10 protein-coding genes are annotated in these 12,523 nt (G+C 54.1%); 5 read left to right on the forward strand and 5 right to left on the reverse strand.

Annotation, left to right across the window (positions count from 1 at the left end):
* Positions 1 to 318: 318 nt before the first annotated feature.
* Positions 319 to 1,206: a YafY family protein gene (locus K0F88_RS05570; protein WP_219094504.1), complete on the reverse strand. Its 888-nt coding sequence runs from the start codon at positions 1,204 to 1,206 to the stop codon at positions 319 to 321.
* A 349-nt stretch (positions 1,207 to 1,555) separates the two neighbouring features.
* On the opposite strand from K0F88_RS05570, the gene K0F88_RS05575 reads away from it, so the two are divergent.
* Together K0F88_RS05575 and K0F88_RS05580 are read left to right on the forward strand one after the other, a co-directional pair.
* Positions 1,556 to 1,699, forward strand: a complete 144-nt coding sequence (locus K0F88_RS05575) for a hypothetical protein (protein ID WP_219094506.1) — start codon at positions 1,556 to 1,558, stop codon at positions 1,697 to 1,699.
* 67 nt (positions 1,700 to 1,766) lie between these two features.
* Entirely contained in the window at positions 1,767 to 2,123 is a 357-nt protein-coding gene (locus K0F88_RS05580) for a 4-fold beta flower protein (protein WP_219094508.1), read from the forward strand.
* Between the two features lie 656 nt (positions 2,124 to 2,779).
* On the opposite strand, the gene K0F88_RS05585 is transcribed toward K0F88_RS05580, so the two are convergent.
* Positions 2,780 to 6,088 carry a VPA1262 family protein gene (locus K0F88_RS05585; protein ID WP_219094510.1) on the reverse strand — a complete coding sequence of 1,103 codons (3,309 nt, stop codon included), beginning with the start codon at positions 6,086 to 6,088 and terminating at the stop codon, positions 2,780 to 2,782.
* Positions 6,089 to 6,707: 619 nt separating this feature from the next.
* Here K0F88_RS05585 and K0F88_RS05590 point away from each other — a divergent pair.
* Both K0F88_RS05590 and K0F88_RS05595 read left to right on the forward strand, forming a co-directional pair.
* Positions 6,708 to 7,079 carry a nucleotide pyrophosphohydrolase gene (locus K0F88_RS05590; protein WP_219094512.1) on the forward strand — a complete coding sequence of 124 codons (372 nt, stop codon included), beginning with the start codon at positions 6,708 to 6,710 and terminating at the stop codon, positions 7,077 to 7,079.
* On the forward strand, positions 7,079 to 8,146 hold the full coding sequence (locus K0F88_RS05595; protein ID WP_257605191.1) for an HNH endonuclease: 1,068 nt from the start codon (positions 7,079 to 7,081) through the stop codon (positions 8,144 to 8,146). Before K0F88_RS05590 ends, K0F88_RS05595 begins: the two co-directional genes overlap by 1 nt.
* Before the next feature lie 185 nt (positions 8,147 to 8,331).
* Here the strand turns inward: K0F88_RS05595 and K0F88_RS05600 are convergent, their stop codons facing one another.
* Positions 8,332 to 8,541 (reverse strand): hypothetical protein, encoded by a 210-nt coding sequence (locus K0F88_RS05600; protein WP_219094514.1) that lies wholly within the window; start codon positions 8,539 to 8,541, stop codon positions 8,332 to 8,334.
* Positions 8,542 to 8,820: 279 nt separating this feature from the next.
* Here K0F88_RS05600 and K0F88_RS05605 point away from each other — a divergent pair, with 279 nt between their 5' ends.
* A complete protein-coding gene (locus K0F88_RS05605; RefSeq protein ID WP_219094515.1) occupies positions 8,821 to 10,215 on the forward strand; it encodes an MrcB family domain-containing protein in 1,395 nt (464 codons plus the stop codon).
* Positions 10,216 to 10,336: 121 nt separating this feature from the next.
* On the opposite strand, the gene K0F88_RS05610 is transcribed toward K0F88_RS05605, so the two are convergent.
* Together K0F88_RS05610 and K0F88_RS05615 are read right to left on the reverse strand one after the other, a co-directional pair.
* Positions 10,337 to 10,867 carry a terminase small subunit gene (locus K0F88_RS05610; RefSeq protein WP_219094516.1) on the reverse strand — a complete coding sequence of 177 codons (531 nt, stop codon included), beginning with the start codon at positions 10,865 to 10,867 and terminating at the stop codon, positions 10,337 to 10,339.
* 310 nt (positions 10,868 to 11,177) lie between these two features.
* Positions 11,178 to 12,479, reverse strand: a complete 1,302-nt coding sequence (locus K0F88_RS05615; protein WP_219094517.1) for a site-specific integrase — start codon at positions 12,477 to 12,479, stop codon at positions 11,178 to 11,180.
* Positions 12,480 to 12,523 lie beyond the last annotated feature (44 nt).

Here is a 12,523-nt window from a genome sequence, read left to right on the forward strand (position 1 = left end):
GGCCGCCAGGGGGGGCGTAATTGCATAACTTGACGACCACTTTGCATTGCCTCTGGCCAGGCGTTTGCATCGGATCTGACCAGCACGTTTCGGGGCAATGACTGGCAGAAAACGGCAAAAAACGACCCACCCGAATAAGTCCTAAGGCAAACTTCAATTACCTGTAACTTCCTGGATCATCATCTAATCGGGATCAATGATGCGATATAGCTATGCGTCGGTCTACTTGATAAATGACAATGGCCGACGTCGGAGTTTCCCGCGCTGAATAAGTGAAACGGGCGATTTTCTCTAGCTCCGCTCCACGTGTAGCACTGATCACACACTGTTTGTTGGCTTTGTGTATCCTGGCGCAAACATTGCGCTCTCTACACCATAAAGAGCCAGCGGATCGCTCAACCATAAACGATAAGCATAATCTTTGATGCTGTGATCAGGTGAGCAGTCGATATGGTATTGCTGCAGCACGTAGCCAGCCATCGCGGCACGTACACGAAGCCGCATAAGTCCGTCGCGCATCCCGTAATCCAGTACGACTAGTTCAGTGGAGTCTTTGTCTGGGTGAGGAACGATGGGGAGATCCAGCATACGATTCCACTGATCATCCTGCTCCCAGCTCTCCTCAGCCCTAGGTTTCTCACCGACAGAAATCTCGGCATTGCTCATGCGAGTGAACACAAAGTCTGAGAAACGTTTGCCTTTTCGATCAAATGCCCGGACATGCCAACGAAGGCCATCACAGCCGATAGCAAAGGGAATAATCTCTCGCGTTGAATGCCCAGATTTCGACATGTAGTCGATTTTTACCACCTGCCTAAGGTGAATTGCGCGCGTCACTGGTGCAAGGATTTCGATCTTAGGACGGCTCAGTAACGACACAGACTCGTGTCGGATGAGCGAGCCCTCCCCAGAGTCGACGCCATCGCCGAACCCTTGCGAAAGCGTAACTAGCACGCGCTCGGAAGCATGCGTTACCTGGGGGACGAACTGCTCACGAATAACGTAATGCTTGGTAACCGGATCAAGCTCAGTGTTTTCGGGGGCTAACTCACGGTAAAGCGCAAAATCCCGCGTGGCGGCCGCTGAAGCCACGCCAAAACGCTCCATTAAATCCATGCGCGATACAACCCCCAAAAAAAACAATCGGAAGTCTATGAAGGCGAGGCGCTCCTGCTGCGCCTTGCTGTAATCGCTGAGGTCAATCATGTTTTCTCCGTTTGGCCGACCATTGGCTGAACCCAATCACTCATCAAGGATAACACATGATTGGTTGACGTGATCAAAATGATGATGATAGTATGCTGTTGTGGATGGGCTAATGCTCACCTTGAGCAGGTAAGCAATCTCCAAAAGAGGTTGGCGAGAGGTATAGCGTGACCCGGAAATAGAAAAGCCGACCAAGGTACGAACTTGGTCGGCTTTTGAAAAAAGACGTCTGAACAGGCTCCAGATGTCTCTCGCGCTTCAGGAAAAGCGTTGTGATGGTAGCCCCTATAGGGTCCATTCGCAAGGGAGCGAGTTCTGTGTTCGAGCCTATCTCAGTGAGAGACGAATCATGTCCCAGCTAGAGATGTTCGAAAAACCGGACGAGGAAGGGCAGGTCATCTATCGCATGACCATCCGCACCAAGTCTGGGAAGGTGATACGACGTGCGAACGGCCAGCCGTTTCGCATCGTTCTTCGCCCCAAATCGGCCTAACAAGCCGCCCCGCTTAACCCAGGGCATCAGTTGATGCCCTGCACCCCCTTTAGAATGGAGCAACCCCATGAGTCAGGATTTTTACGATCGTAGCGGCACCCCTATCGCCTATACCGATGACGGTGTTCATATCTTTACCTTCGGTGGATCCCCAGTTGGGTATTTTCATGATGACTCCCTGTACTCGTACACGGGACAACATCTCGGCCGAATTACTAATGGGTTGATACGTGACAACTGCGGTCAGGTAGTGTTTTTCTCAAACAATGCTACTGGCGGCCCCATGAGACCTTTGTGCCAGTTGAAGCCCCTGAAAGGTCTCAAGCAGCTTAAGCCTCTCAAGAGCTTACGGCAGCTCCAGCCCCTGCGCCCAATGCTTGGCAGCAGCTGGTCGCAGCTTTCCGGGCAACAATTATTTTTCTGACAATTACACCGGCTTAATGGTGCCCGTATGGGCACCATGTCAGGTGACATGAGGTTAAGAGACAGAACTGAGTCTCCCAACAGAAGTGAATATCCGTCGCCAAACCGGTGCGGTATCGATGTTCGGACTATTTTCTCCAAGGATGCTCCATGTTTCTTATTGCTTCTTCCTTCATCCAGCTATTGCCTGAGTCGCTCGTTTTCACAACGCGAAAGACAACTTCAGATTTGGTGAGGGCGCAACAGTGATCGTTGCGCCGTCTACTCCGTCAATACCAGAAGTTGCAAAACAGCCTCAAACAACTGACGAAACTCCTATGGAAAAATTAGACAACACGAATACTGAAGGTGGATGGGGCACGGAGGTGTGGCAGAAAACAGTAGTAGACCTACTTTCCATTCCGTTCTTTGCATTGTGGTCGGTTCTTCTCTGTATGGGGGTAGAGTACTCATCGAATACCAATCTGAATCAATTTTTCACTGATGCATTGGGTGAAGGTGAACCGCCCCGGACTTTCTAGACATTCGTTCGATGAGATAAACGGTACAGGACAGTGAGCGAGGCGTGCCTCCTCAGCCGATTGCGCGGGATCGGGTAACCGCCTGAGCGACGATGATAGAAAAGGCTGAACCTTGCAGTTCAGCCTTTTCCTTGAGTTAAAGACTGCTGTCTATCGCAGCGGCGATGGTGTCCAGCAGCCGATGAGATTTGATCTGGTCAGGATCGCCCATTAGATACTTCAGGAGCTCGCGGCTGGTCAGGGTCTCCCAATCCGAAACCGAGAGTCGTTCAATCAGCGACTCACTGTCCTCCAGGAGTTTCTTCAGCGGTTGGCTTTCATGCGTGTGGATCAGCGCTGCGATTCGACGGGCGAGGGCGTAAAGCCAGAGGTTGACCTCATGCGCACGGATGTACGATGTCCAATCGACCTGCGCGCTCAGTGGCTGGCGGACAGTCCGAGCAAGATTGTTAAAGATCTTGGAGAGCTCACCTACGATGTACTGCTGATCTGCTGGCGCAAGGTGCGCACTCAACGTAGCGAGCTCGTCGGTGAAGGCACCATCGCCATCAAATTTGAAGTAAAGCGAACCGCCTTTAAGTGCAGATTTCCACTGAGTGGTAAGGTCTCCCAGCCACTCGCGGGAAACTTGTGCAGCGTCGATGACCTCAAGCCCTAGCATCGGGATCAAAAGTGACTCCAGGATCCAAGGCGTGAGGTGATGAAGCTTTCCAAGGCGGCCCCGTACAGGATGGAGGATGTCTCTCAGCTGTGCGTCGCTGAGCTGACTCTCGATCGAGGCAATAAGCCTGGCAACTAGGTAATGTTTGGCTGAAGAGTCGACGTAGTTGGCCTCATTGATCAGCCAGCACAACGTGGTTCGCTGATCATCGGATTTGATCAGGTCGAGCATGCCAAGAATATCGACGGTGAAGGTGTCGGCGTTGATCGCATGTTTGAAGGTATGGACGCCCACCCAGACCAGGATGCTCGCCTTACATCCCAACAGTGCAGCGATTTGCGATGGATCTTTTTCGAATCCAAGCGACGGGCAAATTAGCCGCAGAGCCTGGACAACTAACGCACGCCTGCGAGGATTCTCATCCATCGAGCTGGAGCATTCCTGATCCAGCCAATTAACAAGTGCTTGAGGCGCCTTCAACCACAAAATCTTGATGGCGTAATAGTCGCTCCAAGCGGTATCGGTGGTTGAATATCCAAAAACTCGTTCAGGAAGGTCGTTTGAAAGTAGGATTTCTTCGAGGTTTTTACGTTGGTAATAATCAAAGTCTAGGTAGCTTTTCTTGACCTGTGGCGCCAATGCGTCTGTTCGCGTTGAACTCAGCTGCGCGAGTAGATTGCCCGTTAGCTGATCAGGCAGTGACGTCTGGTCATCGTTGTAAATCTGACCGGCCTGCGAATGAGCCAATACAAATCCTATCGCGTCCCATGCAGAGTGGAAGTCTGGGAGTACAAGCCCGTCGTTCCAAAGTTTTGCGGGAAGGTCCTCGAAACGCTGTGGGTCGAGTTTGCCCTCTTTTAGGTTCCCCTTGGCTTGCATAAGATCTTGCAATTCCGATCCTGAGCGACCGGCCAGCTCTGGATCGTCCAGCCACCATGCAAATACATCCCCTGACCGCTTCTGATCGGTAAAGGACGAGCGGTGGCTCAGCCGTATTGGATCGTTCTCTGCCTCTGGGCTTTCAGTGCTGGAGTCGAAAATGAGCTTTGCAGGAGACGCATCCCTGCCGTCTGTGTGCATAGTGCTCTGGATAATCCCGTCTGCTAATTTGAAAACGTTCGGCAACACATCAAGCGGGATCGGGGTGGCCAACAGTGGATGGTCAATGTTGGCTCGCTGTATAGAGTTGGACAAGTGGTAGCCGGCAATAGGTCTTCCGTTAGCCGCTCGGATTAAGATCATCCGGTCGTGAAGTTTAGTTTCCGGTACAGCGAGTACCCTCAGCTGGACGTTACCGTAGTAGCCCTTACCCCAAGCAGCACAGCTCGCCAGCAACTTCTGGATGCGGTTTGGCTCACCTGGCGCGGCCTTGGAGTCTTCAGTGGACAGTTTCTCGGTGGTGATGATGAGATACTCGCTGGTCGCAGTGCCAAGCGTGTTGAGTAGATCGATGCCCACGTTTTCCATGTACGGATCGATCCAAGCAACCTGAGCGTCATGGTGCTGCTCAAAGATTTTTCGCAGCCAATCGGTCAACTGCAGACGGCTCGTTCCGCCACTCACCGACAGTGTCTGGAAAAAGCGTCCGTTGGAGGGCTTAGGCAACAGCGAACCTACATCGTCCTCAATCAGCCGATTCTGAGTGACCCAAGGATCATCGGTGTGTCCGCCGATTTCGGAGCGGTTGGGCCTGTGAGCTCGGCTAATACGACCCGCTGCGTCAAGCTTGGCTTTCTCCTTATTCGGTACTTGCCTCGCGAGCCAATCCATGCGGCCGGTTGAGCGAATGGATTCGACGACTTGCATATTCATGCTCATGCTACGAATGAAATAGGAGCCAGTCTGCAGTAATAGGTTCGATTCCCCGCCTTCAGTACCGATAGCATATATTTCCAGGCTGTATGCGGTAGCTACCTGATTCTGGAAGGTGTCGATGGCAAAGATATGGTCGACGGGATATGCGACATCCCTAGACAGGCTAGTGATGTACGACGTTTGCAAGCCACCGTCGCTGTAGGAGTTCACTATCACCAGAAGCTCCGCAGGATCCCGCGTTAGCGGCTCGAACAGCTTGAACGACGAGTTTTCCCCTTTGAGCTTCAGCTCGAACTTCCGGCATTCGCTTTTGGTCAGGCCGGGCACGCAGACGAACTCGAAATCCCCAAGACGCCAAGCGTCCAAGGTCCCGAACTTCATGCCCGTATCGGCGTCCAGAGCGTCACACGCAGCTCTGGCAAGCTTGCTTTCAAACTCTTCAGCGGTAGCGAAAATGGACGTTTTGCTCGGCGACGAGATAGCGCCAGTATTGGCACTAGCTAAGCTCGTCGGACTCAATCGTTTGATGTGGTAGAAATATAAGTCATGTGATGGAAAATGCATCACCGGCCGAAAAGTGGGTTTTCCGCCAAAGTTGACGTCTACGACGGCTCCAACCAGTTTCGCATCTAGTGCGATATCCGCCTGGAGGCTCGCTTCCCGAAGAGAAGCGCCATCAAGGAAGCTTCTGACGAAAGCCTTTAGCTTGTCGGCCGACGTATGAAGCGTCAGTGCGTGGGTTTTTACAGTGCTGTTTGAGCCCAGAGGTGTCTTGCTGCTGGTCGTCCCCGTCCATTTATCTGCACGGAAGGTGCCTGGCAGAGACCGTCCATATAGAAATTTGACCTCGCTCGTGTTTTCGCGCTCGATCTCCAGTACCCACAGTTGAGTGGCGCTGAGATTGTCGGTGTCGCCGAAGAGATCGTGTAGCCTGAAGTCAGATGCTAAGGAATCGAAGTTGATAGTCATCTTACTGCCTTTTAGTGAGAGACAAGGCGGCCATCGGCTACCCGATATCGGAGCTGAGAGCTGAGAGTTGAGAGCGAGTGAGAGTGCGAGTGCGAGTGCGAGCGGAGACGGCAGGTGCGTAAGGTGGACGGGCAGATACTTCTAGAGTACACACGCCTAGCGCAAACTGGAGTACCACCCACCCTTATGGTGAATAGGGCGCGTGCAGATTGGAAGCCCAGACTACGAAGATTCTTTGGCCGAGATAATCCCTGGTGAGTGTCAGCTTTGGGTCCAGGCTGTGTGAAAACGCAGGACCGTTTTGAAGTCTGCGTTGCTACGTAAAATCTGCCAGCATTTGGTTGGTCAGCCAGACCTGCAATTTACGTAGAAACGGAATTTTCGCCCCGAATTCGACTGTCAAACTTGTTCTAAAACGTTTTCACCCAACCTGGGTCGAAAGCGGCTTCGTAAATGGTCGAATCAAGGATCCACATGATGAGCGGGTTCGGCCGAAGGCGAAGACTCGAGTGCGGTTGGGGTAGCGCGGGATCTACTGCCCAATCCAGTCAGGGCAACCACGCAGGTTGGCATTCTGCTGTGGTAGATTCTTGAGATCCTCTTCTCAATGGGAATCGACATGAGCGAAGTGGCGAACCAAACCGACAGACTCAGTCTGCTCAAACAAAAAGTGGATGAGTTCTCTAAAGCTCGAGACTGGGAGAAATTCCATACACCAAAAAATCTGGCCATGGCGCTGACAGTTGAGGCGGCTGAGCTGATGGAGATTTTCCAATGGCTTGAACCTCAGGAAAGCGTCCAGAGTCTTCCCTCCAAAAAACAGAGGGACGTGGAGCATGAGGTTGCGGATATCTTCATCTACCTACTGCGTTTTTGCTCTGTCAGCGGCATTGATCTGATCAATGCAGCTGAGGAAAAACTGAAGCACAATGCCGAGAAGTACCCAGCGGAGCTGGTTAAAGGACAATCCAAGAAATACACGGAGTATTGATGACTCAGTTGTTTGTTTTTACAGCAGGGATGGCTGCTGCTCGTGCTCACATCAAAGATTCGATTTCGGCGCCGGTCCCATTTTCCAAGCTCGAGGCTGCTCTCCCTCCCCATGAGGCTGCTTACGTAAAGTCACTGTTGCCGGATGACCGGGGCTTCTTCGCCTGGGGAGCCATTCCAGGGGAAAAAAACATCCCTACCTGGGAAGCCATGAGCGAAGGAGACATCGTTCTCACCGCCTATGACAACCACTACCGATATGTGTCGTCTGTCCTGTTCAAACTGCACAACCGCACTTTGGCGGCGAGCATCTGGGACGAGGACTCCGATGGGAATACTTGGGAGTACATGTACATCCTGAGTGAGCCAAAGCCTGTCAATGCGCATGTGGCAGCGGAGCCGGCAATCAACTACCTCTATAACGGCTACCGGGGTTTCACTCAAATAAAGGGTGATCGTCTCTCTCGAATCAACGATGATTTTGGTGACCTCAATGGCTTTGTTTCCGCTGCCTTCGGAATAGATGTGCCGAAGCCGACGGCTCCAATCGAGGTGCTTAAAGCAGAGGAAGAGGCTGAGTCCGCGGGTACCTTTGACCCCGACAATCTGGTCGATGAGCGTAAAAAAGTATTTGCGGCGATTGTTCGGCGCCGAGGTCAGCCGAAATTCAGGAAAGCGCTTTTGGACGCTTACGACGGTAAGTGTGCCGTGACCGGTTGCACGGTTGAGGCAGTCCTTGAAGCGGCTCACATCAAGCCATACGCAGGCGACCAAACGAACCACGTTACCAACGGGCTACTGCTCAGAGCGGATATCCATACCCTCTTCGATTTAGGCAAACTAAAGATCGATGAAAAGGGGGTGATCCATCTCGCCAGTGGTCTTGAAGATTCAATTTACGGGGTTCATCACAGAAAGAAAATCAGCCTGCCCAAGGATGTGAAGAAGGCTCCAAATGCTACGGCGCTGAAGCAAAAATTCAGCGATAGCATGGAGTCGCCTCCCATGTTTGCAGGGGAATTCGAACGCCCTCGTTTGGCGGACAGTACCGTTTTCGCTTCGGTTTAAGCTGGGCGTTGACTCGCAGGCGAAAGAAGCAGAGCAAGTCTTTCATCGATTGCTGAATAACCCGGTGCGTCAGCCCGCGCATAGAACTTGCCGAACTATGCGCAAGGCCCCTGCGACCCTTCCGTGAATCGACCGGCTGCGAGAGCGCCGGTGTTATCACGGTTAGGTCGGCAGCTGTTATCGAGTCACTCCGGCGTCATGAGCACCGCCAGCGCCATATTAATAAATTCTTCGTTCCTGCTGATGGTATCCAAGGCACCGCGAACGTTGTCGGCGACCTCGGCAGATCCATGCTGCTCAACCCAATTGGAAAGCTCCAGAATGGCAGCCTCCAGGGCAAGCTGATTTTGGTTGATCTTGTACAACAGCGAAGGTAGCAGGTCTGAGTTGGACATCGGGTTTCCTCCATGAAGTAAGGGGCAGCGTAGCAGTGAGGGCGTGGAAGGGCGACGGGAGATCGGGGACGATTTCTGCCGGTCAGGTGAATAGCCGGTCTGTACATGGCGACCACTCGCCAGCGACCATCACGGCCCCAAAGAAGGCGATCGAGATTTTTCAGCCGCAGTTCTACACCGCTGGACGCCATCCTCGAGCCTGGCTCAAAGTGAGTCGTCGGCCAACGGCTATCATGGCCAACAACACCTTTCATTGCCCCACAGAGCGCGCTCATCCATATGCCATCTGTCACCGAATTACTTGCGACCTTGGAACGTGATCACTTTCTTAACGCATTCGAGCAGCTGGATGCCGGTGCGACGACCCGCTTCGCGGAGTCCATCAAGTTTGATGTGGTTTTTAATGGGAAGCGCTATGCGCCGAAGCAGGTCATTGGCCTCGCCCTGGAAAACGCTTACCGGCGTGTGTTCGGACCCCGTGACTTCGTGGGCGGGGGAGAGACCAGCGCATTTCGTGCCTTGCATCGCTGCGGTTTCACCATTGTCCCTAAAGCTGGGTCAGACCCCGCTGTTGCGTTGAAGAAAACAGTCGGCGAAATTCTGTTACTGCAAACCCAGTACGACTCACAGAACACCGACGCCATGGTGCGACGCGGCTACCTGGTGCGTACCGAGCTCCCGGATTTACTGAATGCCCAGGTCGAGCGATACGAACCCCAGTTCTCCGCACACGGATACGCGTTTGCGGTTGAGGGGCGCGACGGCATTGGCCGTAAGGCAATGTCCGCCTGGACTCGTATTTATGACCCGGTAATGTCGCCGTCGGCGACGCAAGGTTGGTATGTCGTCATTCACTTCTCCAGCCGCGGGGACTTTTTCTACCTCACCCTGGGGTGTGGCGCGACGATCTTTAAGGATGGCAGCCTCGCCGATGTCGACCCCAAAGAGCTGTCCGACAAAATTCGGTGGGCACAACGCTGCTTCGAGGAGCAACCTCAGTCCACGACGAATTTCGCCGATGCGGTGGTGCTCCATGGCAATCATCTTTCCTCCCAGTTTGAAAAGTCGATCGCATTCGCCAAACGCTACTCGCTGCAAGACTTTGACGAGAATGGCTTCTGGGAGGATTTAACGATCTTGACGGGTATGTTGATCGCCATTTATGAAGCCGAGCGACTCGGCAAAGCGCCTTTATCCGAAGCACCTGAAGTGCGGGAGTATCAGGCGCAACTGCCACAGGTTGTGAAGACAAAATCCAAGACCGGTAGTGGACAAGGACGATTCTTAAGCCAAGCGGAGAAAGTCGCCGTCGAACTGCATGCCATGGCGACCGCACAGCAAGCGCTGGTTGAGCATGGTTTCACCGACATTGAGGACATGTCCTCAACGGCGCCGTACGATTTTTCCGCGAAGAAAGACGGCGGCGATTGGTTCATTGAGGTGAAAGGCACCACCAGTGCTCATGCCGACTCGTTCCTGCTCACGGCGAATGAGTTGTCCCTTCATCAAGGCAATAAAGGCCAGACAGTGCTGGCGATTGTTTACGATATTGATCTCAAGCGACAGGGAGAGACACCTTCGGCAAGCGGTGGAAGCCTCTCCATTAACATTCCTTGGGATCCGGACCAGTGGCTGTTCAAGCCCACCGCTTACTCGGCCTCGCGCAAGACCTGACATTTTTTAGGTTTCACCGATGGCCTTGGTGAGGGCACTAATCGCGCCGGTAACGATTGACCTCAAAAGAGCTGCCGCGTCCAGCCGAACGCGGCATCGGCTCTACCACTGAATGGATGCCTCAGACCTGTTTTTCAAAGTACTCGTCCAAAAACGCCGGTACTCGCTCGTCGACCTCGGCGGCCAGGTTGCGTGCTACTGCAATTTCACGCTCCAGCGACTCAAGGTGCCTGGGGTCCATCTCGGGATGTTTACGCCGGAGTTTTTGCGGGATGGTTTCAAGCACCGAAGCGATATGCGAAGTGACTTTACTCAAGACGAAGGTGGCAATCTCCACGGGGATCAATTGCTGCTCCATCACTTCATTCTTTTTCTCCTGAGCGACGGCCTGCGCCTTCGTTAACCTCACCTTCTCAATCATGAGGTGGTACTCGATCAAGGGGTCGATCCCGTCCTCAACCAGATGACCCGCTTCCGCTTTGACTTGGCCGCTGCTGAGTCCTCTTAAGTAACGAAAGTACGCCTGGCGACAGTGCTGAAGATTTAAACCACCATTGCCCCGCGAGCTGGGCAGGATACCGTCTGCAAGCAAGTAGCGAACTTGCCGATCGGTCAAGTCCAAGTGTTGGGCAAGCTCTTTTTGATTCGCCATAACTTCCTCTCATGCACATAAATAAAAGCGGAACCGGGATTCGTAAAAAAACTCATACATCGTTCGACGGCGGGGCTCGAATTACCCGCAATGGGGGGTGGGGGCCAGGAGTACCTTTTCAGATTGGGGGGCCGACCCCCTGCCGGGTTGGCCTTCGCGGCCGCTTGAGACATTCGATTCACCTTTGCGTTTTGGTGACCCCTGCTCGGGATGCACCGTGAGGTTCGCCGGTCAGACCATCGGCATCCACCGTCAGGCGTTGGCCTCAAAAGGTGTGATAAACGAAAGTGCTGGCCCCTCTCGTTGAAGATCAAAACATCCTCCTCGGCAATGGATCCGGGGATTGCCCAAGAGCCTCGTACACGGCGGCGTGCAGTTCGGTTGTCGAAGTAGCCTGTCCCGGTCCTGTCCCGTGATGCAGCGCCGCAAACCCTCGCTCGTCGAGCCATGTATGCCAGTCCTCCAGCGCCTTGCGTTTCAGCGTGTCGGCGCTGGTGTGGATATAGGTGGCGGTCAGGGTGTTCATCGCATGGTTGACCAGCATCTCGCCCACCAGGTAGTCCACGCCCAGGTCCATCCAGGCGGTGCGGGCGACCTTGCGCAGGTCGTGGCTGGTCCAGTTGCCCTGACTCAAACGAACAAACACCTGGCTGGCCTTGCTCGCACTCAAGGGGTGTCGCGACTGGCCGGGAAACAGGTAGGCCCCGACGTAGCCGTGAGCGGCTTGGTGCTCGCGGTAGCGCCGCAGCAACGCACACACTTGATCGGTCAGGGGCAGGGTGAGTTCGCGCTTGGTTTTGGTGTCGTCGGCAGGGATGAACCAGTGGCGGCGGGTCAGATCGATGTGCTTCCAGCGCGCCACCCGGGTTTCACCCAAACGGGTGCCGTGGCACAGCATCATCAGCACCAGTACGCACCCGGTGGGTGAAGTGCCAAACTCGGTGCTGAGGTTCGCCAAGACCTCTTCCAGGTCTTCAGCGCGCAAATGCGCCGGCTTGGGCTTGATCCGGGTCTGCACAAAATCGTTGAATTTCAAGCTGGCCATGGGATTGACCACGATCAGACCCAGTCGCGCGGCTTGACGGAAGGCCACGGTCAACACGCCGTACACCGAGCGAACAAACGACAGGGCGTACTGTTCCTGCATCGGCCACAGCAACAGTTGGTCCAGGGAGGCGCGGTCCAGGCCGGTCAACGGCAAGGTGTGCAGTCGGTGTTGTAATTGGCAGCGCACGGCCGACTTGGCGCTGGCTTTGCGTTTGGCCGATAAGCCGCGATCACGGGACATGCGTTCCAGGTACCACGTCAGCAGATCACCGACCGTTTGAAAGCGGTTGACCGTCGAGCGTGCACCCGGCTCGGCAGCCCGTCGTAGCAGAATAGCCGGCAGTGTGGCCTGCATGGCCTTCGCGTTGATATCGGGATAGTTACCGGCCTTGCCCCATTTGTCACCCACCACGACAAACCACGAGCCGTTGGCGCGGTTGATGGAGGAGTAGCGAAAACGTAAAGCAGGGAAACGCGGGTCACGTAATTGGCGGACAGTTGAGTCAGCCTGGCGACGAATTTCCGTGTCGGTCACGATCACGTGCAGCGTCTTGGAAGCGGTCATTAGGAGGAACTCCCGTGGTCCAACAACAGTCGATGGATCCTGGC

Origin of the sequence: Pseudomonas sp. UMAB-40 (assembly GCF_900095275.1) — a bacterium.
Lineage (GTDB): Bacteria > Pseudomonadota > Gammaproteobacteria > Pseudomonadales > Pseudomonadaceae > Aquipseudomonas > Aquipseudomonas mandelii_B.

Excerpts from the sequence above, each read along its gene's own strand:
- K0F88_RS05570 (WP_219094504.1), bottom strand. The coding sequence starts at position 1,206 with ATGATTGACCTCAGCGATTACAGCAAGGCGCAGCAGGAGCGCCTCGCC.
- K0F88_RS05575 (WP_219094506.1), top strand. The coding sequence starts at position 1,556 with ATGTCCCAGCTAGAGATGTTCGAAAAACCGGACGAGGAAGGGCAGGTC.
- K0F88_RS05580 (WP_219094508.1), top strand. The coding sequence starts at position 1,767 with ATGAGTCAGGATTTTTACGATCGTAGCGGCACCCCTATCGCCTATACC.
- K0F88_RS05585 (WP_219094510.1), bottom strand. The coding sequence starts at position 6,088 with ATGACTATCAACTTCGATTCCTTAGCATCTGACTTCAGGCTACACGAT.
- K0F88_RS05590 (WP_219094512.1), top strand. The coding sequence starts at position 6,708 with ATGAGCGAAGTGGCGAACCAAACCGACAGACTCAGTCTGCTCAAACAA.
- K0F88_RS05595 (WP_257605191.1), top strand. The coding sequence starts at position 7,079 with ATGACTCAGTTGTTTGTTTTTACAGCAGGGATGGCTGCTGCTCGTGCT.
- K0F88_RS05600 (WP_219094514.1), bottom strand. The coding sequence starts at position 8,541 with ATGTCCAACTCAGACCTGCTACCTTCGCTGTTGTACAAGATCAACCAA.
- K0F88_RS05605 (WP_219094515.1), top strand. The coding sequence starts at position 8,821 with ATGCCATCTGTCACCGAATTACTTGCGACCTTGGAACGTGATCACTTT.
- K0F88_RS05610 (WP_219094516.1), bottom strand. The coding sequence starts at position 10,867 with ATGGCGAATCAAAAAGAGCTTGCCCAACACTTGGACTTGACCGATCGG.
- K0F88_RS05615 (WP_219094517.1), bottom strand. The coding sequence starts at position 12,479 with ATGACCGCTTCCAAGACGCTGCACGTGATCGTGACCGACACGGAAATT.